The 26,068-nt window shown below is 38.5% G+C and carries 25 protein-coding genes; 6 read left to right on the forward strand and 19 right to left on the reverse strand.

All coding sequences use genetic code 11. The features are described from left to right. The 5 genes from ACL9RF_RS16960 to ACL9RF_RS16980 all read left to right on the forward strand — a co-directional run bounded on the left by ACL9RF_RS16960 (position 1) and on the right by ACL9RF_RS16980 (position 4,805). Entirely contained in the window at positions 1-567 is a 567-nt protein-coding gene (locus ACL9RF_RS16960; RefSeq protein WP_422801832.1) for a chemotaxis protein CheB, read from the forward strand. A 4-nt stretch (positions 568-571) separates the two neighbouring features. Next, positions 572-2,185, forward strand: coding sequence for a response regulator (locus tag ACL9RF_RS16965; protein WP_422801833.1), 1,614 nt, complete (start codon positions 572-574; stop codon positions 2,183-2,185). A gap of 68 nt (positions 2,186-2,253) precedes the next feature. Further along, complete coding sequence (locus tag ACL9RF_RS16970; RefSeq protein WP_422801834.1) at positions 2,254-2,790, forward strand: plastocyanin/azurin family copper-binding protein; 537 nt, start codon at positions 2,254-2,256, stop codon at positions 2,788-2,790. Between the two features lie 114 nt (positions 2,791-2,904). After that, a complete protein-coding gene (gene lpdA, locus ACL9RF_RS16975) occupies positions 2,905-4,311 on the forward strand; it encodes a dihydrolipoyl dehydrogenase (RefSeq protein WP_422801835.1) in 1,407 nt (468 codons plus the stop codon). Positions 4,312-4,391: 80 nt separating this feature from the next. Continuing rightward, positions 4,392-4,805 carry an acyl-CoA thioesterase gene (locus ACL9RF_RS16980; protein ID WP_422801836.1) on the forward strand — a complete coding sequence of 138 codons (414 nt, stop codon included), beginning with the start codon at positions 4,392-4,394 and terminating at the stop codon, positions 4,803-4,805. Between the two features lie 86 nt (positions 4,806-4,891). Here the strand turns inward: ACL9RF_RS16980 and ACL9RF_RS16985 are convergent, their stop codons facing one another. Beyond that, positions 4,892-5,212 (reverse strand): DUF3817 domain-containing protein, encoded by a 321-nt coding sequence (locus ACL9RF_RS16985; RefSeq protein ID WP_422801837.1) that lies wholly within the window; start codon positions 5,210-5,212, stop codon positions 4,892-4,894. A 206-nt stretch (positions 5,213-5,418) separates the two neighbouring features. On the opposite strand from ACL9RF_RS16985, the gene lpdA (ACL9RF_RS16990) reads away from it, so the two are divergent. Further along, the gene (gene lpdA, locus ACL9RF_RS16990) at positions 5,419-6,807 is read left to right on the forward strand and encodes a dihydrolipoyl dehydrogenase (RefSeq protein ID WP_422801838.1); all 1,389 of its coding nucleotides are present in this window, start codon (positions 5,419-5,421) and stop codon (positions 6,805-6,807) included. A gap of 73 nt (positions 6,808-6,880) precedes the next feature. Here lpdA (ACL9RF_RS16990) and ACL9RF_RS16995 read toward each other — a convergent pair whose 3' ends face one another. From ACL9RF_RS16995 to ACL9RF_RS17080, 18 genes are all read right to left on the reverse strand, one after another. Further along, positions 6,881-7,894, reverse strand: coding sequence for a LacI family DNA-binding transcriptional regulator (locus ACL9RF_RS16995; RefSeq protein ID WP_422801839.1), 1,014 nt, complete (start codon positions 7,892-7,894; stop codon positions 6,881-6,883). Positions 7,895-8,020: 126 nt separating this feature from the next. After that, positions 8,021-8,578, reverse strand: coding sequence for an HAD family hydrolase (locus tag ACL9RF_RS17000; RefSeq protein WP_422801840.1), 558 nt, complete (start codon positions 8,576-8,578; stop codon positions 8,021-8,023). 6 nt (positions 8,579-8,584) lie between these two features. Next, a complete protein-coding gene (locus ACL9RF_RS17005) occupies positions 8,585-9,064 on the reverse strand; it encodes a hypothetical protein (RefSeq protein ID WP_422801841.1) in 480 nt (159 codons plus the stop codon). A 6-nt stretch (positions 9,065-9,070) separates the two neighbouring features. Then, on the reverse strand, positions 9,071-9,724 hold the full coding sequence (locus tag ACL9RF_RS17010; RefSeq protein ID WP_422801893.1) for an ABC transporter ATP-binding protein: 654 nt from the start codon (positions 9,722-9,724) through the stop codon (positions 9,071-9,073). 150 nt (positions 9,725-9,874) lie between these two features. After that, positions 9,875-11,098, reverse strand: a complete 1,224-nt coding sequence (locus ACL9RF_RS17015) for an OmpA family protein (protein WP_422801842.1) — start codon at positions 11,096-11,098, stop codon at positions 9,875-9,877. Between the two features lie 336 nt (positions 11,099-11,434). Then, positions 11,435-13,840 carry a polysaccharide biosynthesis tyrosine autokinase gene (locus tag ACL9RF_RS17020; RefSeq protein WP_422801843.1) on the reverse strand — a complete coding sequence of 802 codons (2,406 nt, stop codon included), beginning with the start codon at positions 13,838-13,840 and terminating at the stop codon, positions 11,435-11,437. Positions 13,841-13,850: 10 nt separating this feature from the next. Continuing rightward, complete coding sequence (locus ACL9RF_RS17025) at positions 13,851-14,654, reverse strand: polysaccharide biosynthesis/export family protein (RefSeq protein ID WP_422801844.1); 804 nt, start codon at positions 14,652-14,654, stop codon at positions 13,851-13,853. Between the two features lie 9 nt (positions 14,655-14,663). Then, entirely contained in the window at positions 14,664-15,563 is a 900-nt protein-coding gene (locus ACL9RF_RS17030) for a hypothetical protein (protein ID WP_422801845.1), read from the reverse strand. Positions 15,564-15,594: 31 nt separating this feature from the next. Next, the gene (locus ACL9RF_RS17035; RefSeq protein ID WP_422801846.1) at positions 15,595-17,223 is read right to left on the reverse strand and encodes an ABC transporter ATP-binding protein; all 1,629 of its coding nucleotides are present in this window, start codon (positions 17,221-17,223) and stop codon (positions 15,595-15,597) included. Further along, positions 17,220-18,335: a nucleotidyltransferase domain-containing protein gene (locus ACL9RF_RS17040; RefSeq protein WP_422801847.1), complete on the reverse strand. Its 1,116-nt coding sequence runs from the start codon at positions 18,333-18,335 to the stop codon at positions 17,220-17,222. Before ACL9RF_RS17040 ends, ACL9RF_RS17035 begins: the two co-directional genes overlap by 4 nt. 3 nt (positions 18,336-18,338) lie before the next feature. Beyond that, positions 18,339-18,620, reverse strand: a complete 282-nt coding sequence (locus tag ACL9RF_RS17045; protein ID WP_422801848.1) for a PqqD family protein — start codon at positions 18,618-18,620, stop codon at positions 18,339-18,341. Positions 18,621-18,624: 4 nt separating this feature from the next. Then, a complete protein-coding gene (locus tag ACL9RF_RS17050) occupies positions 18,625-19,095 on the reverse strand; it encodes a S24/S26 family peptidase (RefSeq protein ID WP_422801849.1) in 471 nt (156 codons plus the stop codon). Positions 19,096-19,205: 110 nt separating this feature from the next. Next, positions 19,206-20,318, reverse strand: coding sequence for a glycosyltransferase (locus tag ACL9RF_RS17055; protein ID WP_422801850.1), 1,113 nt, complete (start codon positions 20,316-20,318; stop codon positions 19,206-19,208). A gap of 8 nt (positions 20,319-20,326) precedes the next feature. Continuing rightward, complete coding sequence (locus ACL9RF_RS17060; RefSeq protein WP_422801851.1) at positions 20,327-21,457, reverse strand: glycosyltransferase; 1,131 nt, start codon at positions 21,455-21,457, stop codon at positions 20,327-20,329. Between the two features lie 87 nt (positions 21,458-21,544). Continuing rightward, positions 21,545-22,675, reverse strand: a complete 1,131-nt coding sequence (locus ACL9RF_RS17065; protein WP_422801852.1) for a glycosyltransferase family 4 protein — start codon at positions 22,673-22,675, stop codon at positions 21,545-21,547. Continuing rightward, on the reverse strand, positions 22,672-23,946 hold the full coding sequence (locus ACL9RF_RS17070; RefSeq protein WP_422801853.1) for a hypothetical protein: 1,275 nt from the start codon (positions 23,944-23,946) through the stop codon (positions 22,672-22,674). Before ACL9RF_RS17070 ends, ACL9RF_RS17065 begins: the two co-directional genes overlap by 4 nt. Positions 23,947-23,955: 9 nt before the next feature. After that, positions 23,956-24,948: a glycosyltransferase family 2 protein gene (locus ACL9RF_RS17075; RefSeq protein WP_422801854.1), complete on the reverse strand. Its 993-nt coding sequence runs from the start codon at positions 24,946-24,948 to the stop codon at positions 23,956-23,958. A 142-nt stretch (positions 24,949-25,090) separates the two neighbouring features. Then, the gene (locus ACL9RF_RS17080; RefSeq protein ID WP_422801855.1) at positions 25,091-26,068 is read right to left on the reverse strand and encodes a glycosyltransferase family 2 protein; all 978 of its coding nucleotides are present in this window, start codon (positions 26,066-26,068) and stop codon (positions 25,091-25,093) included.

Genomic DNA, 26,068 nt, shown 5'->3' on the forward strand with positions numbered 1-26,068 from the left:
ATGGAGGTCGCAACAGAAATAATACTTATTGGGGGTTCTGCGGGTTCTTACAACCTGATCACCGAAATATTGGATGCCCTTCCCCTACAATTTAATTATGCCTTAATCATAATTATTCATCGCAACCCTTCTTTTTCAACCCGTATTGAAAAAAATTTGGCGCAGAAGCTTAATCGCCCGATAATCTCCGTTAAAGATAAAACCGCAATCCTGTCGAATAGTGTTTACTTTGCGCCGCCAGGATACCACCTTCTGGTGGAGCCCGATGGAAATTTCTCTTTAGATGTTTCCGAACCTATCAATTACTCAAGGCCTTCTATAGATGTGGCCTTTGAAACTGCAGCACAGGTCTATACCCAAAAGTGTACGGGATTTTTACTATCTGGAGCCAATCAAGATGGCGCAAACGGTATTCGCATTATTGAAGAGTATGGTGGTAAAGCTTACATACAAACCCCAGATGAGGCCATAATAGAAACCATGCCCATGTCGGCGGTAAAAGTTTCCCTACAGCAGAATTTATTGAGAAATGCTGAAATTATAAACTTCTTCAGCAGCAAAAATTAATCGTATGAATACAGTCAACTTATTAATTCTTGATGATAGAATAGAGAATGTTATCAGTCTCGAAGCCCTTCTTTCGGATATTGAGAACATCAACATCATATGTTCTACCGATCCGAATGAAGCGTTAAAAATCTGTTGGAAGAATGATATTTCCATTGCTTTAGTTGATGTACAAATGCCTGAAATCAATGGATTTGAATTTGTATCCTTATTAAAATCAAACCCCAAGACTTCACATATAATGGCCATTATGGTCACCGCAATATCCAAGGAAGACAAATACCTGATTCAAGGTTTAAAAAGTGGTGCCGTAGATTACCTGTATAAACCCTTACACCCGGAAATCACGATTGCCAAGGTTACCGCTTTTATCAAGCAGATCCATATTCAGGAAGAGATTATCCAGAAGAATACCGAGTTAGAACTTTCCAAAAAAGCGCTCATAAAGGCGAACCAGGAGGCAGAGCAGGCCAGAAAATCCAAGGAGATTTTTTTAGCAAATATGAGTCATGAAATCCGAACGCCTATAAATGGTATTATGGGTATTGTGCATATGTTAAAAACTGCCAATCTAAATAATGAGCAGTTGGATTGGGTACGTCGTTTGGATGTTGCCTCCAACTCCTTACTCCTGATCATCAACGACATTCTCGATATATCGAAGATTGATTCGGGCATGATGAAAATAGAATTTGAGCACTTTAACATCAAAAATCTACTGCTAGACCTGAACAAAATCTACCAGATTAAAGCGCACGACAAAAAACTTCAGTTTAACTTAAACATTGACGAGAAACTTCCTGCCTATGTAAACTTCGATTCGTTGCGCTTACAACAGATTATTGGAAATTTTATCTCCAATAGCATCAAATTTACCGAGCAGGGTGGAATTTTCTTTGCTATAAAGGTACTCGATCAGGTGGATAATAATTTTAGAATTAAATTTTCCGTCCGCGATACGGGTATAGGTATCAAACATGATGCTGTTGATAAGATATTCCTGGCTTTTGAGCAAGGCGATGATGGTATAACCAAAAAATTTGGCGGTACAGGTTTGGGCCTCGCCATTGTAAAACGGTTGGCAGAATTGCTAAAAGGGGAAGTGTATGCTGAAAGCCAGTATGGCAGTTATTCTGAATTTTCTTTTATCGTAGACATGGAAGAGGTCGAAAATAAAGACACCGTCAAGGAAGAAATCATCAAACAATATAATGAGCTTGAAAAATTTAAAGACTTCCAGGTTTTAGTTGCTGAGGATAATGAATTGAATAGCTTTATGCTTTCGCATATCTTAAAAGGATGGGATTGCAATGTTACCGTAGTAAAAAATGGCCGTTTAGCCTTGGAGGAACTGGAGCATAAAGATTTTGATCTTATTTTAATGGATACGCATATGCCTATTATGAGTGGTTTTGAGGCTATAAAGGAAATACGTAGCCGTCGCGATACGTATAAAAAGCGTACCCCTATTATTACGATATCGGCATCGGTATTAGAGCATGAGCAACAAGCGGCTTTTCAGGTTGGGGCCGATGAAGTAATTGGAAAACCCTTTAACCCAATCGAATTGCACACGAAAATTATTAAGATATGTAAAATGAATAGTACAGTACTTTAGTTTTTAAACTTAAAGCACTGTTTTGCCTATTTTTTAGTAACTTTAAGGTGTCAATTTAAAAAAATTTTATGAAAAAATTGTTTTTAGTACCAGCAATTGCGGCTGTACTTGCTTTTGCTTCTTGTGGTGGTAATAACACTACACAATCTAACGAAAATACGGAAACAACTTCTTCTGCAGAAGAAGACGCTTCATCCGCTGAAACGGTTCCTGGCATTGAAAATGTAACCCTTTCCAATACTTGGACAGTTGAAGGTACCGATCAAATGAAATTCAACACCGAATTAATCCGTGTGAAAGCGGGTGAATCTGTAGAACTTACTTTCAAAAATGTGGGTACTATGCCTAAAGAATCTATGGGGCATAATTTCGTCGTATTAACACCTTCAGTAGATCTTGCTACTTTTGCTGGTGAGGCTGCTGCCGCTGCTGATAATGAATATATTCCTAAATCAGCACTTTCTTCGATTGTGGCGCACTCTAAATTATTAGGTCCAGGTGAATCTGATAAAATTACCTTTACGCTTAAAAAAGGTGTTTACCCTTTTATCTGTAGTTTCCCAGGCCACTATGGTGTTATGCAAGGAAAAATCGTTGCAGAGTAAAATTTGCACTTAATAGCTTAAAAAGACACGATATCGTGTCTTTTTTTATGGCCTAAATGTAGCTTTACCGCAAGATTAATCCTAACTTAGTGGCAAAATTTTAAAATCGTAATTATGCAATACGACGTAATAGTAATTGGAAGTGGACCAGGTGGTTATGTAGCCGCTATCCGATGTGCCCAGTTGGGTTTAAAAACAGCTGTAATAGAGAAATATAGCACCTTCGGTGGAACTTGTCTCAATGTAGGATGTATCCCGTCAAAAGCGCTATTAGATACCTCAGAGCATTACCACAATGCTGCTCATAACTTTGCTACCCATGGCATCAGCTTAAGTGACCTTAAGATTGATGTTAAAAAAATGATCGACAGAAAAAACGATGTTATCGCTCAAAATACAGCCGGCATTACTTTTCTTTTTAAGAAAAACAAAATCGATTCTTTCGAGGGTGTAGGATCTTTTGTAAACAAAAACACGATCAAGATTGCTAAAAAAGATGGTTCATCAGAAGAAATAACGGGTAAGAATGTAATTATTGCTACCGGATCAAAACCTACGGCACTTCCATTTTTACCTATCGATAAAAAACGTATTATTACGTCTACAGAAGCTTTAAATTTAACCGAGGTTCCCAAACACTTAATCGTTATAGGTGGTGGTGTTATTGGTTTAGAGTTGGGTTCTGTTTACGCCCGCCTTGGTGCCAAAGTATCTGTTATAGAATATGCAAAATCTATTATCAGCACGATGGATGGCGGATTAGGGAAAGAGCTACAACGCGTATTGAAAAAATCCTTAGGTATGGAGTTTTTCCTTGGTCATAAAGTTACTGGCGCTACAGCTAAAGGTAAAAATGTAACAGTTACGGCTGAAGATGCAAAGGGTCAATCGGTATCTTTTGAAGGGGATTACTGTATTGTTTCTGTAGGTCGGGTGGCATATACCAAAGATCTTGGTTTAGAAAACATTGGCATCACAGTAGAGGAAAGAGGCAATAAAATTACGGTAAACGAGCATATGGAAACCGCTGTTGAAGGCGTTTATGCTATTGGCGATGTGGTACGTGGAGCCATGCTTGCACACAAAGCCGAAGATGAAGGAACTTATGTTGCTGAACGTATTGCTGGCCAAAAACCGCATATCGACTATAACCTTATTCCTGGTGTCGTGTATACCTGGCCAGAAGTTGCTTCTGTCGGACAAACGGAGGAGCAATTGAAAGATTCAGGAAAAGCATATAAAACAGGATCATTCTCTTTTAAAGCTTCCGGAAGGGCTAAGGCATCCGGCGATACAGATGGTTTCATCAAGGTATTAGCCGATGCACAAACGGATGAAATTTTAGGTGTTCATATGATAGGCCCACGTGCTGCCGATATGATTGCCGAAGCCGTAGTGGCTATGGAATACCGTGCATCTGCAGAAGATATCGGTAGAATTTGCCATGCACACCCTACCTATACCGAAGCCTTTAAAGAGGCTGCTCTTGCTGCAACAGCGAACAGAGCGATACACGCATAAAGAACAAATAAAAGAGGCACTCTAAACTGATTGCCTCTTTTATTTTAATATATACTATACAAAATTCAAAATTTTATACCATGAATTTTCATACTCGTAAATGGGTTAAACCCGAAGATCTTAACCCTAACGGTTCCTTGTTTGGCGGAACATTACTGCGTTGGATTGATGAGGAGGCGGTGATTTATGCGATCGTACAATTGGGGAATCATCATGTGGTAACAAAATACATCTCCGAGATTAATTTTGTAAGCTCCGCAAAACAGGGCGACATTATTGAATTAGGGATTACGGCGACCAACTTTGGCACGACCTCTATCACCATGCGTTGTGAAGTGCGCAACAAAATTACCCGCAAAACAATTCTATCCATCGACAAATTGGTATTTGTAAATCTTGATGCCGAGGGAAACCCTGTACCGCATGGAAAGAAAGAAATAACGTATGCCTATATGAGTATAGAAACATTGCCGAATGGCAACCGTAAAGATTAACAAGGAACGAAGTGGTTGCAAGCAAACACTTCGTTCGAATTGTAACCCTTAAAATAATTTAAAGGCAGCTAGCTTAGGATTTAAATTTAAGCCCCTTGCGCTTTAATTTCCCGTTTTACATCTTTTTCTACCCAAAAGGAAACCACTGGAATTAACGATACCACAAAGTATTTTATAACGCGCGAAATTGTCCATTGGTAGGACTGCCAACATACGATCAAAAGGATAACAAATATAACGACCAAAAAACCATGTATGGAACCTGCAATCCGTACGGCACCGTTTCTAATATCATCGGGAACTTCCATAAAATAGGGTAAAACATATTTTACAGGCATAGCAATAAAAAATAAAATGAGCGTGGAAATGGCCTCCCATAAAGCCACTTGTTGAAATATTCGTAACATATTGGATGTTTTTTTTCTTCAAAAATAAACAATATTAGTCCGGCAAATAATTTTTAAGCAATCTTTACCCACTACTGACAAAGGAAAATTTCAACGCCTATTATTTTCGTATAAATCACGACAATAAGGGGAATCCAAGTTCGGTCTACCAAAAAAAAAATGTATTTTTGGCTATAAATTTTAAAAGAAATAAATTCAAAAACGATATGAACTACGACATTATTGTAATTGGCAGTGGTCCTGGAGGTTATGTTGCGGCTATCCGTGCGGCACAATTGGGTTTTAAAACCGCAGTTGTGGAGCGTGAATCTTTAGGTGGCATTTGCTTAAATTGGGGTTGTATTCCTACTAAAGCTTTATTAAAAAGTGCACAGGTATTTGAATATTTAAACCATGCTGAAGAATATGGTATTAAAGTTCAAGGTGGTGAAGCTGACTTTGGCGCTATCGTAAAAAGAAGTCGTGGTGTTGCAGAAGGTATGAGCAAAGGTATTCAGTTCTTAATGAAAAAGAACAAAATCGATGTGATTATGGGTACTGCAAAAATCAAAAAAGGCGGAAAAGTTGAAGTTAAGGCTGCCGATGGTAGCAGTAAAGAATATACAGCAAAACACACAATTTTAGCTACAGGGGCGCGTTCTAGAGAACTCCCTAATTTACCGCAAGACGGTAAAAAAATCATTGGCTATAGACAAGCTATGAACCTTCCGGAGCAACCTAAAAACTTAGTTGTTGTAGGTTCTGGTGCTATCGGTGTCGAGTTTGCCTATTTTTACAGTACAATTGGCACGAAAGTTACCGTAGTAGAGTTTATGGACCGTATTGTACCGGTTGAAGATGAAGAGGTTTCTAAACAATTGGAAAAATCTTTGAAAAAAGCGGGTATCAATGTTTTAACAAAATCAGAAGTTACTTCGGTTGATACTTCGGGTGCTGTGTCTAAAGTGCATATTAAAACGGCTAAAGGCACAGAAGTTATCGAAGCAGATGTTGTTTTATCGGCTGTAGGTATTACCCCGAATATTGAAAATATCGGTTTGGAAGAAGTAGGTGTAAAAACAGATAAAGGACGTGTTTTAGTAGACGATTTCTACAAAACAAATATCGATGGTGTTTACGCTATAGGTGATATCGTAAAAGGACAGGCTTTAGCACACGTTGCTTCGGCAGAGGCTATTACTTGTGTTGAAAAAATTAAAGGTTTACATGTAGAGCCTATCAACTACAACAATATCCCGGGATGTACGTACTGTTCACCAGAAATTGCTTCTGTAGGCTATACTGAAAAAGCTGCTCGTGAAGCTGGATATGAAGTTAAAGTCGGAAAATTCCCATTCTCAGCTTCAGGAAAGGCCTCGGCTGCTGGTGCTAAAGATGGTTTTGTAAAAGTAATTTTCGACGCAAAATACGGCGAATTTTTAGGTGCACACTTAATTGGAGCTAACGTTACGGAAATGATTGCAGAAGTCGTTGTAGCGCGCAAGTTAGAAACTACAGGGCATGAAATTATTAAATCGGTACACCCACACCCTACGATGAGTGAGGCTATTATGGAAGCTGCTGCCGATGCTTACGGTGAAGTTATTCACTTGTAAGCATACGAGATACTAAAGATGTAAAAATAAAAAAACGAAGCCGTCTAACAGATGGCTTCGTTTTTTTATTCCCTTATTTGAGGATAAGTTTAGACTTTAATACCACCTGCTGGGGCACCCAAGGCTCTTCCTCTGGTTTTTCTAATAGTTTAAATAATATCTCCGCTGCTTTTTCACCCTGCTCGCCCGGATATTGTTCAATACTTCCTAAAGGAGGGCTCTCCATATACTTCCACAAAGGGTAATTCGCAAAACTTATAAAGTGCATTTCCTGCCCGACACCAATGCCCTTCTGTCGTGCATATTTAATGACATCTAAGGTAACAAAATCATTAAAAGACACGACAGCCGAAGGTCTTTCGGCCAACATACAAAGCTGCTCCATGGCTTGAATATTTCCCTGCTCCGATAGGTCGGTATGCACTACATAACGTGCATTAAATACACAGCTGTACTTTGCCAAGGTCGCCTTAAAAAAAGCCGTCCTTTCCGCCGTTGCCAGTAAAGTGTCTGGGCCATTAATCAGGGCAATATTTTTATGCCCCCGAGATACAAAAGCCTCAATCGCCTGCTCCATACCAGTAGATAAATCACAATAAACCTTATCTACCTCCGATGTTTCCGGCACACAGTCAAAAAATACAAGAGGTATACCACTACCCTTCAATGGTTTCAAGAAGTCTAAGTCTGCCGTATTTTTGCCTAAGGATATTAAAATACCATCTACACGGTGTTTTTTAAAGGTATGCACAATTTTAGCCTCCCTTTTAGGGTCATCCTGCGACTGCCCCAAAAGAACCGTATACTTTTTTTCTTCGGCATAACCTTCTATTGCACTAATGGCAGCCGAAAAGAAAGGCTCAGAAAGGTCGGGAAGAATAACACCAATCGTAAAAGTTTTCCGCTGTTTGAAAAATATAGCCGTTTGATTGGGTTCATAATTTAACTCCTCAGCCATTTTTTTTACCCGCATAGTCGTAACGAGTCCAATGCTGGGATGGTCATTTAAAGCTCTTGAAACTGTAGAAGCGGAGATCTTAAGTTTTCGTGCTATTTCTTTTATTGTTGTTGGTCGCTTTGACCTCATAAAAAAATTCCTTTCTCTTAAAAATATGTTTATAAATAGGTTAATACTAAATTACCTACCGTAGTTACCTAAAAATAAACATATTTTCAAAGGAAAAGAAATATAAGCGCTTCTTTTCTATTAAAATTAAAGAAATAAACTAGTATCTACAAGAACAATATCTTTCGTTTCAATCTGATACAATTCGGCTAAATAGGGCAGCACTTCAAGATCCCGGAAGGCAAGCTCTTCTTTAAAAAATAGCTTAATCTCCTTCCTTAAATCCTGGTTAATACCCCAATCTATAAAACGTATTTTATTTAACTGCTCCACAGGATTGCCATCTGCCAAAATTGCAATAGCCTTTCCCTGACTTCTTAACTCGGCAAGCAGCTCCTCCAATTTAGGATATATTAATAAAGGCAATGGCAACGCGGCATTAGCTTGCAGGCGTTCAAAGTTCTCCTTATACTTATCGTCGATTTGATAAAGTGCCTGCAAAGCTGGAAATACAGCATCTTCGCCATGGTGTTCGTACACTTTTTTCATGGTACTAAGCATATCCTTTGCGGTAACAGATTGTTCCGTAAACTCGTAAAAGCTAGCAAACAGGTAATATACCTGAAGGATAAAGTCTTTACGTGGAAATAATACATCATCTAAACCGAAAACATATAGTTTTCCTGTCTTATCCAAAGATTCCATGGGCCTTTAATCTTGAATTGCTGTCAGTAAAAATTCCTCCCCAGAGTCTGAAAACACCCCGAGACCATTAGATATTGAAGGTCCTGCAAGGCCCTGCTCCAATAGATCCTTGCCGTTAGCCATTAAATGCAAAGGTAAGGCTTTGGGTGGGTTGCTGAGGATTGATAAAGACGGCAATATCTCCATATCCGGACATAAGACCTGTATGCCGTACTCTTCAAAAAGTGCCATTGAGCGTCCTAATGCAGCAATTTCTTTTAATCCTAAAGGTAAGATATAAGCTACATGATGGTCGAGGGCTAAAGTTAACATTTCATGTACATAGGAGGCGCTTTGTACAGCTGGGCACGGAATATATTTATCGATGAATACAGAAGGAATGTCCTCTGCTGTTGCCGCCAACACCTCAAAATCCGGCGCCATTAAATTAGCCACACGAATGCCTAGCGGTCGTGTAGCATAGGTTAGCAATAAACGCTTTTTCATTAAAATTTAAACATAGATTTGACCATCCCGCATATGGATGGTTCTATCAGAAATACTTGCTAATTCTTCATTATGGGTCACAATAATAAAGGTTTGATTCATGGTATCCCGCAGATGGATAAAAAGGTTATGCAAAGCAGTAGCATTTTCCGAATCCAGGTTACCGGAAGGTTCGTCAGCTAAAACGATGGCGGGATTATTTATTAAAGCACGCGCCACGGCCACACGTTGCTGCTCGCCACCTGAAAGCTGTGCTGGTTTATGCGCGGCCCTATCAGCTACCCCCAAAAGGGTTAATAATTCCAGTGCGCGCTGCTCGGTCGCTGCCTTTGCTGCACCATGGATAAAAGCGGGTATACATACATTTTCTAAAGCTGTAAATTCAGGTAACAAATGATGAAACTGGAAAATAAAACCTATAGAAAGATTTCTAAACGCACTTAACTTTTGTTCGTTTAAGGCATTAATATCTACATCATTAATCATTAAAGAACCTGAATCGGGCCTATCTAATGTACCTATAATATGTAATAGGGTACTTTTTCCAGCACCTGAGGCGCCAACTATAGTTACCAATTCACCGCGAGCAATATCCAGGTCAATTCCTTTTAGAATAGCCAGGGGACCATAAGATTTTTTAATATTACGTGCTGAAAGAATCATATACGAAGATAGTAAATAAAACATTTACGGTACCATGATTCTGCCTTCGAAGGAGACGAATAGTATACAACTAGGATAAAAAAAGCCACCTTTGGAAAGGTGGCTTTTTTTAAACGGGCCTATAAGACCATGTATTTTAATACGGATCTATTTATCCAAAATTTCTGCGTAAGTAATTACGGCTCTACTCAATCGAGGGTCGTTATAGAACATATTGTCTACACCGCCTTTATTTTGAACTTTTAATTGTGCCGGGTTAACACCAAACTCGTTAACCAATACTTTGAAGATACTTTCTGCACGTTCTTTACTTAAACGTTCGTTAATCTGCGGCGTACCTGTACCCTTATCTGCGTAACCTGTTACGGTATATACCATATCTGGATTGGTTTCCTTAATTAGTTTAGCAAAGAAGCCTAAGTTTACACGTGCCTCATTACTAACCACACTTTTATTAATAGGAAAAGTAACCAAGATAGGTGCCGCCAGCATATTTTTCATAACGTTGATATTCGTAATGGTCGTATCCTTCGCATTCGCCAATAACTTACGTAACTCATCGTTATCGTTAGACAATTGTTTCACACGACTGATAAGTGCTGCAAGGGCAGCCTCATCATACGAATTTGTGATGGTTGTTGTAGACTGTTTATCCCAATTACGTTTTTTGAATTTATATACTAAACCTAAAGAAGCGGAAAGTGGACCTTCACCGAATCTACCACCTAAAACACCATCAAAACGGTCATTCACCAAAGCACCACGCACATCCAACGTTAAATCAAAAGCACTACCTAAACGGAAAGAGTTAAATATACCCGCGTTTAAACTAACTTCCTTTTGTTTTGGTTTATCGTTGGTAACCATGTAACCTACACCCAAATAAGGACTGATATTATAAAAGCGTTTTTCTCTAAAACCACCGAATATATTGGTTAAATTAAACAACACATCGGCATGTACATGGTAATAATCAAACTCTCTTTCATAAAGCTTGTAGTCATCCCAAGGTTGTTTATCTACTTTTTTACCGTTTTTTGATAAGGCTACATCCTGTGTTGCGGTATTAATTTTAAAACCATTCGCACCCGCACGCACCCCGATTCCTGGCGAAAACCATTTACCCAAATATAACTCATAATTTGGTGTAATACGATCCCCAAACTTCATTTGTTTGGCATGATCGCCAAAGAATATCTGCGCACCAGCACCGGCGCCTAAAAACCAATTGTCCCAGAATCTATTGGTAACTACACGGTATTTATCTGTATCTTCTGTGACCACAGTGTCACGTTTTACCTGAATAGATTGTGCATAGGTTGCTAAAGAAAATCCAACTCCAGCAAGAACACAAAGTAATTTTTTATTCATAATAAGTGTAATAATATTTTTTATTAATAATATATTGCAAATTAGGGCAACTAAAATTATCGAAAGATTAATATAATTAGCTGTTTATTAACGTTTAATAAAAGAAACAAACTAATATCGATAAAAGTTTTTCAAAGATAGAGATTGTAATCAACATGTCGATCTAAACGTCTAAATTTATCATTTCTTGTAGAACTTAAACTACAAGTAAAAAAACTATCCTATTAAACACAACAAACTAACAGCCAACGTCTTAATCAAAAGCTAAATAAAAGCTGCATACTGGAAGCTACAGCTTTAACAACTTTTATTTAGCTTATTTAAGGATCGATATCCCTATTTACCCCAAAATTTCTCCCATCTGGATTTCTTCTTCAGTTCATAGCCATAGCCATAACCGTAACCATAGCCACCATAACCGTAACCATAACCGTAGCCATAACCGTAGCCATAACTCGCCTGGTCAAAACGCACACCATTTAAAATAACACCCAAATTCGTTAAAATTCCATCTTGATACACCTTTTCTAATTCTGGCAATTGGCGTTTATCCATTTTGCCAGCACGTACAACAAAAATTGTCAGATCCGTTATACGATTCACAATTGTCGAATCGGCTACAATTCCTAAAGGTACATTATCAACAATGATATAGTCGTAACGTTCTTTCAATTGTTCCAATAACAAGTCTAGGCGTTTACTTAATAAAAGCTCTACCGGATTAGGGGCAATAACACCAATCGGCACAATATCCACCTCAGCATGTAGACGATCTTTGTAAATAATCTGATCCAAGCTAATTGTTGCATCGGAAAGGAAATTGGTCACACCCACCGGCATCGGTATACGGGTTTTACTACTTAAAGTACCCTTTCTCAAATCCAAATCCAATACGACAACCTTCTTTTTCAGAAAAGACAAACTCACGGCTAAGTTAATGGCGGAGAAAGTTTTTCCTGCTCCCACATTAAAGGAGGTAAAAGTAATGACTTTCAATTCCTTCTCGCCAGAAATCATAAACCCTATATTAGTTCGTAATATCCGGAAAGCCTCCGTTACCGAATCCGTTCCTTGCTCATGTACTACCACTTCACTTTCCGACCATTTATGCCCTTTAGAAAAAGGCAACTCCCCAATAAATGGAATGGTAATACCTTCTTCCAAATCCTTCCGGAAACGGATCTTGGTATTTAAGAATAACATAAACAACAATACCACAGTAGGGAGAATAAAACCAATACCTGCCCCTATAGCTACTTTTTTAAATTTACTAGGCGCAATTGGATAAGGATTTAAAGTAGCGCTGTCCAACACTCGAATATTATCATCAGTCATCGCCTGGTTTAGCGCATTTTCTTCGCGCCTATTTAATAAGAAAAGGTATAAATCCTCCTTCACCTTCTGTTGGCGTTCAACGGTTAACATCTGGCGCTGCTGAGACGGCAACCCTTTAGCCTTTTGTATCGCGGCATTCTCTTCCTTTCTAAGGCTACTAATTTTAATATCAAATCCCGCAATTACGTTATCTACAGCACGAGTTATATTTTCACGCATTGCTCCCAATGTTAAATTCAAATCCTGAATTACAGGATTCTCGGAGCTATTTCCCTGCTGCAAGCGATTACGTCTTAACAAAACACCATTATATTCCGCAATTTGTGCTTCAATAAAACTTTCTACAAGACCGGTATTGCTTGGGATAAGCTCATTTACCATAGCAGGATCATTTAAACGTTTACGCATAATCTCTACCATAGCCTTCTGCGTTTCAACATCCTTACTAGAGGAATCATACCGTCTGGAATCCGACCAATATAAATCTCCCGCTGCCTTTACATCCATACCCTGATTGGCCGTCTTCATCTGCTCTAAGCTTCCCTCTACAGACCCCAATTCGTTCTGTATAATATGTAACCTCTCCTGAATAAAATTCGCGGTATTTACAGCGATTTGATTTTTATTTCTGATCGAATTATAATTATAGACCTCAATAAGTTTGGTAATCACATCGGCTGCACGTTCCGGATTAGTGTCCTCCATAGAAATACGTAGAATCTCCACATCTTCCAATTGTTTTATAAACATACCATTGAGAAAATGAGCCGCCATACTATTTAATGCCACATTAGTGACCTTAATTTTCTGTTCTACAGATTTTTCGGCAGATAAGGATTTGTTTTTCGTTACCGTTAAAAGCCCAATCGGCGTTTTAACAAGTTCATCTAAAGTTACTATAAATCGTTTTTTAGGATCTGAATTAGAAAAATCACTCAAAATAACTTTATTCTTACCAATATCTTCAATAGTAAAAGATACGGTAATACCTGGATCAATATTAGTAAACGATACTAAAAATGGAGAACTCTTATACAATTCATAATTACGCAAGCGTTTTAACACCGAATAAGAGACATTTGCCTGGAGCTCCTTGACGGTTTTCTCCATCAATTCCTTGGATCGTAATTGTAGTATTTCTGAATTTACATTTACAGCACTAAACATATTATTCGGGCGTGCAATACGGGAGGTAGAAATCGTATTTGACGCGGTTTTTATCATTACCGTTTGCGAACTGGTATACACAAAAGAGGTTTTACTATATTGGTAGTAAAAAAAACCTACAAACAATACAATGGATAAAAGATACCATTTCCAATGTAATAATAAATATTTTAGCAAATCCAGAATATTTACTGATTTTTGCTCATTATTGCCTGCTAATTTTAGCGATTTATATTCCATAATAAAAAGGTTACCTTTTAATCAATGTTAGTATAGAAATACCTAATGTTATTACACTTGTAAAATAGGTTATATAGCGCCAACTCAAGTCTTCACGTGGGGTGCTCACACCTGAACGAGGTTTTACATAAATGATATCATTTTGTTGTAAATGGTAAACAGGAGAGTCAAATATTTCCACCGATTCTAAATTGTTGACATACATACGACGCTGTCCGGCCTCTTCACGGATCACACAAATCTCCTTCGTTAGACCATTACTTTTAACGCCTCCGGACCTGGTAATTGCCTCTAATAAATTTAATTTCCCCTCGGGCGCATCCAATATCCCGATACGGCCGATTTCGCCCATAACCATCACTTTCATATTTAAAAGTTCCACCTTTACAAAAGGTTCGGTAATCAGTTTCCGGGCCTCAAGACTATTTTTAATTAAGCCCTCCACCTCATTAACCGTTAAACCCGCAACCTTCAAGCTCCCCAAAATAGGAAACTGTATATTTCCATTTTGATCTATTAAGTAGCCCCTTTCTTTAATAGCTCCTGTGCCATCAGCCGTAATATTACCTTGCTCATTTACAGAATACAATCCGCTTTGCTGATTAAAGGGTATAGCCAGTTCAGGAGTTTTAGCAGACACCGTTATTTGAATACGATCACTCTCCTGAAGTTTAGATAAGGGCTCCTCAGCAATCTTATAGATAACATCGGGCGACATATCATTAATATATACCACTTTCTTGGGAACTAAGCAACTATTAAGACCACATAAAGTGATTAAAATTGCCAGACAGAATAAAAACGATCTTTTCATTGGATTAGATTATAATTTATTTATTTCTTGATTACATAACACCGCTGCCGCTGCATTTGGCAAACAACTCAACTCCCCTACAGGCACCAAATTTGCTAAATCGATCACTGAATCAGCCATGGTGGCATATAATTCATCGTTCCAGCGTAAACCAGAGCAACTCGGCAAAATTGCAATAACGGCCTCCAGATTTTTTTTGGGTTCAAACACATTATCAGGGCCCTGCTTTAAACGCACAAGACCTTTTAACGATCTATTTTCAGAACGATAGCAAGGTGTTTTGCCACTCCATGGTGTACCATAAACACGAACCTCATTGGCTAAAATTCGTACGGCAGGATTATCGTCATTCAACAAAGAGAAGCCCTCCAAATGGTTAATCCATAAACGGCTATGCGTACTCTTTCCGGTGCCAGACTTACCCAAAAATGCATAGGCAGCGTCTCCTTTTTCCACAACAGACGCATGTACGAGTACCGTTCTGAACCAAATTGCAGACTGGGCAAATACAACCATTAACATCCAAGCCAAAATATTGGAAGAACCTTTATCGTTGTCTCTAATTTCAATTTTAGCAGATTTAAAATCTAAAGAGGAAAGCATACTAAAACCTTGTTCAGCATCTAAATGGTTAACTAGGGTTAAATATACATTATCTAAGGAATAAAAACTAAAACGATCTCCCCAAATCGCAGAAATATCACTTAGTAAATTTGCTTTTTCCAAATCAAAGGTTAAGCTATCGAAAGTTATTTCTACTGAACTAACGATATCTTTCCCAACTATATCGTTCGTTTTAAAATCGCGAAAAGTAGGCAACAACGCATCTATGTCTGCCTGCTCTGGCACACGAAGCTCTAATAACAACCCTGCAATCTCGTAATAATGATGCTGTATTTCAGTTTTCATAGGTATAAAGGGAAACTAATTATATTTTAAATTAATGTATAACAATTGATTTAGCACATTTGGCGGATACCTTAACATCATGCGTTACCAACACGACAATTTTTCCGAAGCTCTCTTTTAGCAAACCCGCCATCAACCGATCGGTAGTGGCCTCATCCAACGCTGACGTAGCCTCATCTAAAAGCAAAATATCACCCTTTTGCAATAGTGCACGTGCAATCGCAACACGCTGCGCCTGCCCTTCAGAGAGGCCATAACCAGACTCTCCGATGTAGGTATTTAAGCCCTGCGGCAAACCATAAACAAATTCGGCACAGGCAATATCAAGCACGCGATCAATTTCAGCCTCCTGAGCATCCAGCTTGCCCATGATTAAATTATCACGAATGGTACCCGAAAACAAACTATTTCCCTGCGGAACGTAGGAAAAATTTATGGTATGTGCGGCGGAAAGTGGATGCGCTATACCCTCCTTATCGAGGATAGCAATCTGCCCTTTATCTGGCTTTATTAAAGCCAATAGCAAACGAATAAAAGTAGTTTTCCCACGCCCGCTAACGCCTAATATAGCCGTAGGTTCGTGACTATTAATTTCAACATTTAAATTATTTAACACAATATGATCATCGTACTTAAAGCTCACCTCTTCAAAACGCAAACCCTTTGGTTTTTCCATAAACACCTGATCCACATGCGGATCTTGCTCCACGGCGTCAATTTCGCGTACCCTTTCTAAGGAAGTTTTAAACCGTACAAAAGTCGGAAAGAAGGCTATAGCTGCCAGAATTGGAGACTGAATACGCCCGACCAACTGCAGGAAAGCTGTCATTGTTCCAAAGCTAATCTGCTGGCTATGTAGTTTATACACCCCCCAAATAAATGCGACTAAATAACCAGAATTTAATGCCACCTTCATAATTCCTTGTGTAAAGAGATTAAAGCGTAACATTTTATATTTCAAATCCAGCCCTTCATGTTGCGTTGCGGCAAAACGTTCTTCTTGCAAATTTGCCATGCCAAGTGCGCGTACCAACACCCGGGCACGTAGACTTTCCTGCATAATATTATTAAGCTTACTTTCTGCCTGCTTTACCAGCTTATTTAATACGCGCGTTTTCTTAAAATAAATCTTTGAAAATAAAAACAAGGGCGTTATGGCCAATATCATCCATGCCAACATGGGATCCATAAACCATAAAAAGGTTAATGAAGCGATCAATTTGATAAGCGTAAGCATAAATGTCCAAATGCCTGTCCCTGCCATTTGCACTACTTCTTGGCTATCCGCATTAATACGAACCAATAAGTCGCCGGTATGCCATTGTTTAAAGACCTTCCATACCGAACGAATCTGCCCGGCAAACAAAAGTTGCTGCAGCCGAATCATCAGCGATAACTGCGTTTTCTGATTGATCCATGCGGACAATGTCGAGCAACATAAGCCGACAACTATACTCAGAACCACCCAAAGCAACGTTAGATTCAGATTCCCATCCACAGACGACAGGGCAATATCTATGGCATGTTTAGACCAATATACAAAGGCTAGCGAAGCAACTACAGCGACCATCTCCAACAAAAAAAATGCCCATAACCGCCCATGAAAACCATGGGTTAAGCTACGAAGCCATTTCCAGTCATCCATATAGAGCTTTATCATGAACTTTTCCTTCCCTGAATTTGGTCAACGAGTTTAACAATAGGAAAACAGATGGTTTCAAAAGGAGCCAATTGAATGGAGCGACGCCAATGTGGCAATACCCGACTAAAAACTGAATTCCTTTTTACATGTGCTACCGGCTCAACATCTGATTTGTTGAAACCACGATTATCATAGAACCCAAAATTGCCGACTTGAAGAATCTCTTTAAACAGCCAGGTGCTATCCCTGTGGTTAACATAGTCGAAGGGCACTGCATCCCGCCTTAAACCCAGATAATCCACCAAAAAAACATGCACTAAATCCATCCATTTCAGCATGTGCAAATCGGCATAAACTTTCCTTAAGGCTAGGCCATCTATACTTTTGGATAGGCTATTACAAATACGAGCGATATCGCAAAACTGACGCAAGCCTATACCGAAACCCAAAAAATGTTTTAGAATATGTGCGTTAGCTTGAAGATGCGTTAAAAAGGGCGACGGGGTACGTACGTTTACTTGATGCAACGGGTAATACAAATCTTTACTCCGCTCGAGCATTTCTAATTTCTGTAGTTTCCCCTTTTTAAATGGATTCAGGATATCCATCATGCGCGAATGATGTTCTATTTCAACATTCATAAAACTATAAAAGGAGCTCTCTAAAGCACCCTTACCGACCTGAATTCCCTGGGATTGAATTAACTGATTGGCCTTATCATATTCCTTTCTACTGGCGAAATACAAGTCAATATCACCTGAGATGCGATGTTCAGGCTTCAGGTATAAATTTCCAAGCCCCTCTCCTTTCAATAAATAAGGATAAATAGCATGCTCCTGAAATAACATCAACAGCTTTTCAAGCACCCCGGATTTTCGTTTATTTACGCGCTCTATCTGATCAACACGAACCGTCCATTTAAATTGCAATTCCATTGGAGGAAGCAATTCCTTCGGTAGCTTAAGGATGCCATCATACACCAAACCATCTACCGTTTGCATTACTGCCAAATTAAAAACCTTACCCCACTCTGCATCTGATAATGGAAAAACACCATTATGCGCAGGCTGGGAATTCCATAGTCCAGCCCTTAACAATATCATAAATGCATTAATTCCCTTATCTTCCATGCATTAGGTTTTCACTAAAAGATCATTATTTTGAAAGATATTTACAATATGTTGCACATCCGCTTTTACCGCATCCAAGTCGATACCCGAAACATCATACTCCTCCAGTAATAAGGATACCATATCCTCTTCTGTAAAATCAATATCGACCAACTTATCCCACAACCAAGCCGCTGTTTCATTTAAAGAAAAAACATTAGAAAAATCCATCATATTTTTTTCAGGAACAACCACCACATAATTATCCCCAATTTGACGTAACTTAAGCTCCGCTCTTAATCTCATAAATTTATTTTTTACGTTTACCAAATAATTTATGCACAACAATTCTAAATGGGCGCAGCAAAAACCAAAGTAAAGCTGCAGCTTCAATAGAAAACCGTTGAATATTTTTATAGGTACTACCTTCCATTACAGCTATTCCAACAGCCCATACATCTTCTTTATGTACTTTTTCAATTTGCATTAAGTTACCATCACCAGCCATATAAATCCACTCCTTACGCATAGCAACTATACGATGCAAGATAATACCATACTTAGTATTAGCTAAAACAACCTTACCCAGTTTAAAATCGCTCTTTGCGATTGGTTTTATAAGCAGACGGTCTCCATTTCGTAAAAAAGGAACCATGCTTACTCCCTTTACAGGCAAGACAACATCATTACCGTCATGCAAGGCCTCCTTAATATGCGCAAAGAAATCTTGGTTTGGTACACGTAATTTTTTTTTTGTCGTCAAAAAATTAGCTGCATTCATAATGTAAATCTCCGCCAAATTAATAAATTAATCCTGCACAGACAGCGTAGAATAAACCTTAGGCAGGTATTTCATTTTATTTGTAGCCATTCTACTATAAATTCAACATTTTAGTTTAATATCTCATAAATATGTATAGCCTTTCGAATCATAACCGCCGTATTAAAATACGATTTATACCTTTCAAAGGCTCCCGACTGCAGTTTCTTCCTCAGGGCTTCATTCTCCCCAATCCGAGTTATAGCCTTGGCTAGTGCGTTACTATTACGCTGCTCAACAACTAAGCCAGAAATATTATCTTCATTTACCCAACTCACACCAGAACCTGGAATATGCATACACACGACAGGTTTATGGTAAGCCATCGCTTCAATTTGCACAATAGCGAAAGCCTCTGTCTTTAAAATTGAACTCAGGCAAAACATAGTGCAAGCCTGAAAATATGCAGGTACATCTTCATCAGCCACATAGCCTAAAAATTTCACTTTATGCGATACTTTCAACAAATCCACTAAAGCACGCAAATCATTCCCTAGTGGCCCCGTACCACCAATCAAAATAACATAATCATCAGAAAGCTGCGCTGCGGCACGAATTAAATATTCATAACCTTTATATTCTACCAAGCGCCCTAAAGAAAAGACAATTTTTTTACCGGCATATTCCTGTCGAATTTGGTTAACCTTTCCCGCTGGCACCTCAACCGGATCTATGCCAATAGGGATGTAATCAATTTTATGCTTTACATGCTGCAGAAACTCAGATTCCTGCACATAAACTGGTGTAGTACCCACAATCTTGTCGGCTCTATTAATCAACCAACTTTGTAAAGGCTTGTATAATCGTAAAAGGTTTTTCTGTTTTAAAATATCACTATGCCAATGCAGCAGCACCTTACCTTTATACCCGGATAGGAACAACGCCAACGTTGCCATCGGATCAGGATGATGAATATGCACCACATCGTAATTGTTTACTATACGTCGTAATGTAGTAATCATTTTCGGTGCCAACATAGTCGCCGCCAGCTTAATCTGCGTAGGCACAATGATGAGTTTCGCATAGTCATTTATCACCATGGTTCCTGGCGGATGGTTTTCTGTACTCGCACATAGCATATCACAGTATACCTGCTGTTGGGAAAGCCCCACCATTAAATCGTACATTACTTTTTCTACCCCTCCTCTAATGGGGTAAAATTTACCGATTTGTAAAATTTTCATAGGATATTTTAGGTATTTAGATTTTTATTATCCTTCAATAAAAAGGAAAAAACTTCCGCCCAATTTTTGGCATAAGGTTCCTGCTTAACAGACTTCTCTACAGCACAAAATGCCTGCAGATCCTGGTTTATCACCTGCTGCATAAGCTGCGCTAACTCCATCGGATTGTCGACATCAAAAAATGCTACCTTTGAAGCCCCTTCAGCCGTTTCATGAGCATACGGTAAATCTGCCAGCAACATAGGCTTATTATAATTCGCATACTCAGAAATAGGTAGCCCCCAGGTTTCAATCTTAGAAGGAAAAATCAAGCAGCTACTTTTTTCATAATAGTGAAACAACTTCTCCTTACTTAAAAACCCAATGAAATGTAGGTTTTTAAGTGGTTCTCCCCAATTTTTATACAACCATTTAGCATAATTATTTTCATCCCCTTTAACGGTTAGATACACCGAAAAATCAGTTAGCCCCCAGTCTAGCTCCAGAATTTTTACCGCCTTCGCTATCACTTCAAAATTCTTATGGCTATTCGGTGATCCCGCAAATATAAAGGATGCTTGAGCTTGCGCTATTGAAGTTAAAGGCGAAGCCTCAGGCAGCCTGGATTGCGGGGGAGCAACGATAATATTGTCTTTCCTAACCGCAAACATTTTCGACATCGCCTCCCTAAACCAGTATTGCTGAACCACTAAATAGTTATTTCTCTGGATATTAGGCTTATATATATACTTGGTAAACAACGAGAACAGTGCTATTTTGGGCGTAAAAAAGAAATCCATAATTTTCCATTTATAAAAGGAATACGAATTATGGCAATAAACAGCCCTACGCTCAGCAGCAACCGTTGGCGTTGTATCGTGCAAGGAAAACCATAAATAAACCGGCGCGATTTCTTTCGCTATTTTTCCCATTGAAACATACTCATACCAAAGTCTGTTTATCCATCTTTTCTTCGGCCACTGTGTCTCAATGTATTCGATATTAGGGTAGTGCGCCAATTCTTTTTTATAGACAATTGCAACCACACGGTATTCGGGATTTTCTGATACAAAACCAGATAAATACTGTAAACAATCTTTTAAAATGGCTAAGGTCCCTGCTTCCACGAGATTTACGGCCGAGATCACAATGGTCTTCATAATACGGTAAGCTACAGTTTTAATTTTTATATGTTAGATTTCGCGTTTAACGTTAAGGGTTGAGGGTTGAGATTAGGTACGACGTACTTAGGATTGGGGATTTTGAAATAAGCTGATCCATTTTTCCATAACGACAGACTCCTCAAAGCGCTGCGATGCCAGCTTTGAATGTGCCCCCATTTTTTTACGTAAGTCCATATCCTGTAATAAGGAAGTTAGTTTGGCAATATATTCGGCACGATCCCCTTCGGCAATTACAAAACCATTTTTACCACTTTCGATAATGTCTTTAGGCCCACATTTGCACGCATATGCGATTAAAGGCAAACCACATACCTGTGCCTCTAAAAGTACCATAGGTAAACCTTCATACCGGGACGTCATCAGCAGAAGATCACTTTGCAGGTAGACCTCCTGAATACCCGTAGTAGGTTTTTTAAGAAAAACAACATCGGCTAAGTTGTACGATTTAATCTGCTGTTGTAACTTTTCCTCATCCGGGCCATGACCGTATATAGACAGGCGCCAATCGGGAAATTTCGAATATATAGCGCTCCAAATAGCCAATAACTCCTCAAAATTTTTTTGATGGTCCAAGCGACCAATAGCAATGGCATGTTTCCCCTGCAGTGCCGATCTATTTTCGGTATGGAAGCTATTGGCATTGGGGATAACACGCATATTAGGAAGATCTCCCCAGTAACCACTATCCTCCTCCGTTAAAACCACAAACTTTTCATACTTTTTGGCTATTTTAAGGTCGTTATTACTCCGCCATTTATTTATCCATCCCTGAATTCCTTTTTTACCATATTGCATTCTCTTAAACCGGGAAAAGTGAATTTCCATAAGTTTACGACTACCATCCGCAATGCGGTACAAAAACTCGCCGTCATGATCAAACATCGATATAACGATATCCGCCTTCAACGTTAACAATAAGGTCGTAAGACGCTCCTGGTGTACCCTTTGCTTTCTGCGATGTGAAAGTATTTTTTTGAGTATCCCCAAATTATGGTTGTCTGTATAATTGATACCCAAGTCATACTGCTCAACCTTGGCATCCAAAGCGAAGTAAGGAGAGCGCCCCTTTTGGTCTGTCGTAATAATGCTCATTTGATACCCCATCTTACTGAGGTAATTCACCTTATTAGCCAAAACTCTTTCCATTCCCCCAGAATTAAAAGTTCCTAAGATACAGTAGACAATTTTCATCATAAACGATCTGGAGTTTTATAATAATTAGTAAAAATATAGGGAGACCCCATTGCTAAAAAAAGGGAATACATTAAAAAACTATCTGTTGAAACCTTTAACCAGTTTACAAATGTTAACACTAGAAATAACAGAAATAAGCCCCTGAGATAAGGAAAACGCTGTCCTAACCCTATAGTTAAGTAAATAAAATAAACAATAAATAGAAATAAACCGATAAGACCGGCGTAAAATATAAACCGCAAATATCCAACATCTGTTTCCATATAAAAGGAAGAATCCGGGCCATTAAATAACCCATCCCCAATAACCCAAGTTTTCAAGGTTTCTGGAAATACATACATGGTCATTAGTAAATCGGTAGAGTCGGTTTTCCAGGAGCCCGTTTCCACAAACTTAAAAAACCCTTCAAAAGCAAACCGCAGCAAATTATATATTTCAGGAATATTATTATAAAGATAAACGACGGTTGGAATAAACACCATTAACGTTAACAGAATAACCTCCCAAATTTTAAAGTTTTGAAACATTTTGTTTGCCTGCCAAAATCCTGTTATAAAAAATAAGTATCCAAGCCCCATTAGCATCCCAACGGATGTACTTCTGGCGATCATATTGCCTACAACAGAAATAATAAAGAAGGAAAGAAAGAGAAGGTAAATGGAAGACTTTTTTTCTTTTACCCTAGTATCATGAGCCAATAAATAGCCTGCCATAATCAACACCGCAGAAAAACGGCCACCAGCAAAATCTAAGGCTGCCCCAATACCATAAAGCCTCTTACGCTCGTTTAAGAACTCTGTTAAGCCGCCCACAGAAACATACTGGTCAACAATCTGTTTTACATTATCATTAAAGTCAATAACGAGCGCTAGTATACATTGAACAGCACAGACCGCCATTAAATAAAAAACCAATAACCTAAAATCAATATAACCATGTACAATGGATATCAGCGTAATACAGGTATATGCCGCCAATAGCCAGACCCACATGGATACAATATACGTAGCATAGGAATAGTCGTCTGTATTATTATAGTCGGTGGCAAAAAAACAAGCGATAGAAAAAATTATCGCCAAGAAGGAACCCATTAACACCTCTTTCGAAAATAGTAAGCTTTGCATACGTATAAGATGCCATAACATAATGGGGACACCTACTGCTGCCAGCATAATTTTCGTATTTATACCTTTTAGAAATGTAAACTCAAAAGGAAAAAGATAGAAACTTACAATAATACCTGTAAAAAAAATAAGTATCCAATTTTTCATAACTGAAAATTAACGGTAAAGCATACGATATATCACCGTATAGATTAAAAAATTATAACACTGCAACAGGCGAAAATTCTTCTGTAGTGCCCACTTTTGCAGTAATTTTGTTCTTTTTGAAAATAATGGATTTCTATCGATATATGCATTCGATTCGGGGTACCATAACAGCCATCTTTCATAACTCTGTATATCCGTGCTGATTAAGAAAGGAAGCTTAACATTTAATTTAAAAAAATGTAACTCTTGATTAAATTGACCTTTCCAAAATTTTTCTACAAAATTTAATAATGTCTCTACATTATATTTTATCTGCTCCAGATGTTTCTGGCTCACAGTTTTAGTAAATGCCCCTGTATTTAGCTGCACATAATGGTACAACGCTTGTGGTAAATAAGCCGTGCGCTTGGCAAAAGCAAACAATTGAATCATTGTCATGTCTTCTCCCATGCCATAGCCCGCAGGAAACCATATGTTATGATCCGTATACAGTTTTCTACGCACCAATTTGTTCCAAACATTATACTTAAGTTTACCCGATAATATTGCCCTTACCACTTCGGTGGGCTTGGTTAAGTCTACGCCATCCACATACTGCGACATATACCTCTCCTTGGCACGATAGGATAGATACCAATCACAAAATACAATATCAGCATGCTGCTGCTCGGCGCAGGTTACCAAACTTTCTAAAGCATTTTTGTCGAGCCAGTCATCACTATCACAATGAAAAACGAAATCACCACTAGCCTCTTTAAGCCCTGTATTCCGGGCAGCAGGCAAACCCAGATTCTGTCTATGTTGGATAATTTTAAAAGTTTTTTGCCCTTTATAAAGGCTTAATTCTTCCTTTAAAATTAACAAACTATTATCCGGAGAAGCATCATCCACAAACAACAATTCAATGTTATCCAAAGATTGCTGCAACAGTTGCTGCACACATTTTTTTATAAAAGCCTCAACCTTAAAAATCGGAACAATTACAGAAACAACAGGATGCATAGTTTATCGTTTTTCTTTATTATTTTAATACTTTATTACTTACCTACTTTCGTGACAATACCACATTTTTTAACGGATAGCCTTTATATATCCTGCTCCTGCCCCTATGCTGCAATAGCAATTGGGAACCCACGACCTAAGTCTACCTTGTTTTTAGTTTTTTAGCTTGAATATAAAGACGCACCACGGGCCAAACACCATTTGCCGATGCCCATCCTAGAAAACGCAGATGTAAAGGGAGCTTCTTAAAAGACATAATATACGGATTTGCTTCGGCATATAAACGGCGCCAGCTTTTAAAGCTTTCAATATCTAGCGAAAACAATAAGGTCTTTTTAGCGGCTAATTTTAAAAACATAATTTCCTTATCGAAGAACCCAGGTCTATTTTGCGTTAAAAATGAAATAATAAAGTCAGTATTGACAAGCATATCCTTTATTTTCTTTTCTGAAATACCCGTAACCAAGGAATTTGTATTATACTGTATATAGTGATAAAATGCCGCCGGCAAATACCCTATTTTTTTAGCATAGAAAAACAAGCGAACATTTGCATTTAAATCTTCCCATAAATCATAACCATCCAAAAATGAAATACCATGGTGCCTGAACATATCGGACTTATACAATTTATTCCATAACGCCCCATGCATATTTTCCATCAACAAGTTACGTATACAACTATCATTTGATGTATCAAAATCTTGCTTACATACCTGTTCACCAGCGGTAGTATCAAATACAAAATCAGACCATACAATATCCAAATCCTCTTTTATGGCATGAGTATACAGCCGCTCAAAAGCATCTTTTTCGATCCAATCGTCGGCATCACAAAAAGCCGTATACTGCGCATTCACCTGTGCTAAGCCCACATTACGCGCCGTTGCTGCACCCGAATTTTTCTCGGTAGTTAAGTACAATACATCCGCCAAACGTTCAGGATAGGTGGCGACAGTATCGCGGATAATTTTCATGCTATCGTCCCTACCATGGTCGTCCACGAAAATATATTGAATGCTTGCTAAAGACTGCTCTAAAAGTGAACGGACACCGCGTTCAACAAATTTTTCAACCTTATAAACAGGCACAATTACCGCAACTTGATATTCCTTTGGCAT

Source organism: Sphingobacterium sp. Mn56C (assembly GCF_049319645.1).
Taxonomy (GTDB): domain Bacteria; phylum Bacteroidota; class Bacteroidia; order Sphingobacteriales; family Sphingobacteriaceae; genus Sphingobacterium.

Bases quoted from the DNA above. Each gene is read 5' to 3' on its own strand.
- ACL9RF_RS17050 (WP_422801849.1), bottom strand. From the start codon at position 19,095: ATGAATGCAGCTAATTTTTTGACGACAAAAAAAAAATTACGTGTACCA.
- ACL9RF_RS17060 (WP_422801851.1), bottom strand. From the start codon at position 21,457: ATGAAGACCATTGTGATCTCGGCCGTAAATCTCGTGGAAGCAGGGACC.
- ACL9RF_RS16985 (WP_422801837.1), bottom strand. From the start codon at position 5,212: ATGTTACGAATATTTCAACAAGTGGCTTTATGGGAGGCCATTTCCACG.
- ACL9RF_RS17045 (WP_422801848.1), bottom strand. From the start codon at position 18,620: ATGAGATTAAGAGCGGAGCTTAAGTTACGTCAAATTGGGGATAATTAT.
- ACL9RF_RS17030 (WP_422801845.1), bottom strand. From the start codon at position 15,563: ATGAAAACTGAAATACAGCATCATTATTACGAGATTGCAGGGTTGTTA.
- ACL9RF_RS17070 (WP_422801853.1), bottom strand. From the start codon at position 23,946: ATGAAAAATTGGATACTTATTTTTTTTACAGGTATTATTGTAAGTTTC.
- ACL9RF_RS17015 (WP_422801842.1), bottom strand. From the start codon at position 11,098: ATGAATAAAAAATTACTTTGTGTTCTTGCTGGAGTTGGATTTTCTTTA.
- ACL9RF_RS17005 (WP_422801841.1), bottom strand. From the start codon at position 9,064: ATGAAAAAGCGTTTATTGCTAACCTATGCTACACGACCGCTAGGCATT.
- ACL9RF_RS17025 (WP_422801844.1), bottom strand. From the start codon at position 14,654: ATGAAAAGATCGTTTTTATTCTGTCTGGCAATTTTAATCACTTTATGT.
- ACL9RF_RS17020 (WP_422801843.1), bottom strand. From the start codon at position 13,840: ATGGAATATAAATCGCTAAAATTAGCAGGCAATAATGAGCAAAAATCA.
- ACL9RF_RS16980 (WP_422801836.1), top strand. From the start codon at position 4,392: ATGAATTTTCATACTCGTAAATGGGTTAAACCCGAAGATCTTAACCCT.
- ACL9RF_RS17080 (WP_422801855.1), bottom strand. From the start codon at position 26,068: ATGCCAAAGGAATATCAAGTTGCGGTAATTGTGCCTGTTTATAAGGTT.
- ACL9RF_RS17035 (WP_422801846.1), bottom strand. From the start codon at position 17,223: ATGATAAAGCTCTATATGGATGACTGGAAATGGCTTCGTAGCTTAACC.
- ACL9RF_RS16970 (WP_422801834.1), top strand. From the start codon at position 2,254: ATGAAAAAATTGTTTTTAGTACCAGCAATTGCGGCTGTACTTGCTTTT.
- ACL9RF_RS16960 (WP_422801832.1), top strand. From the start codon at position 1: ATGGAGGTCGCAACAGAAATAATACTTATTGGGGGTTCTGCGGGTTCT.
- ACL9RF_RS16995 (WP_422801839.1), bottom strand. From the start codon at position 7,894: ATGAGGTCAAAGCGACCAACAACAATAAAAGAAATAGCACGAAAACTT.
- ACL9RF_RS17075 (WP_422801854.1), bottom strand. From the start codon at position 24,948: ATGCATCCTGTTGTTTCTGTAATTGTTCCGATTTTTAAGGTTGAGGCT.
- lpdA (WP_422801835.1), top strand. From the start codon at position 2,905: ATGCAATACGACGTAATAGTAATTGGAAGTGGACCAGGTGGTTATGTA.
- ACL9RF_RS16965 (WP_422801833.1), top strand. From the start codon at position 572: ATGAATACAGTCAACTTATTAATTCTTGATGATAGAATAGAGAATGTT.
- ACL9RF_RS17000 (WP_422801840.1), bottom strand. From the start codon at position 8,578: ATGGAATCTTTGGATAAGACAGGAAAACTATATGTTTTCGGTTTAGAT.
- ACL9RF_RS17040 (WP_422801847.1), bottom strand. From the start codon at position 18,335: ATGGAAGATAAGGGAATTAATGCATTTATGATATTGTTAAGGGCTGGA.
- ACL9RF_RS17055 (WP_422801850.1), bottom strand. From the start codon at position 20,318: ATGAAAATTTTACAAATCGGTAAATTTTACCCCATTAGAGGAGGGGTA.
- lpdA (WP_422801838.1), top strand. From the start codon at position 5,419: ATGAACTACGACATTATTGTAATTGGCAGTGGTCCTGGAGGTTATGTT.
- ACL9RF_RS17065 (WP_422801852.1), bottom strand. From the start codon at position 22,675: ATGATGAAAATTGTCTACTGTATCTTAGGAACTTTTAATTCTGGGGGA.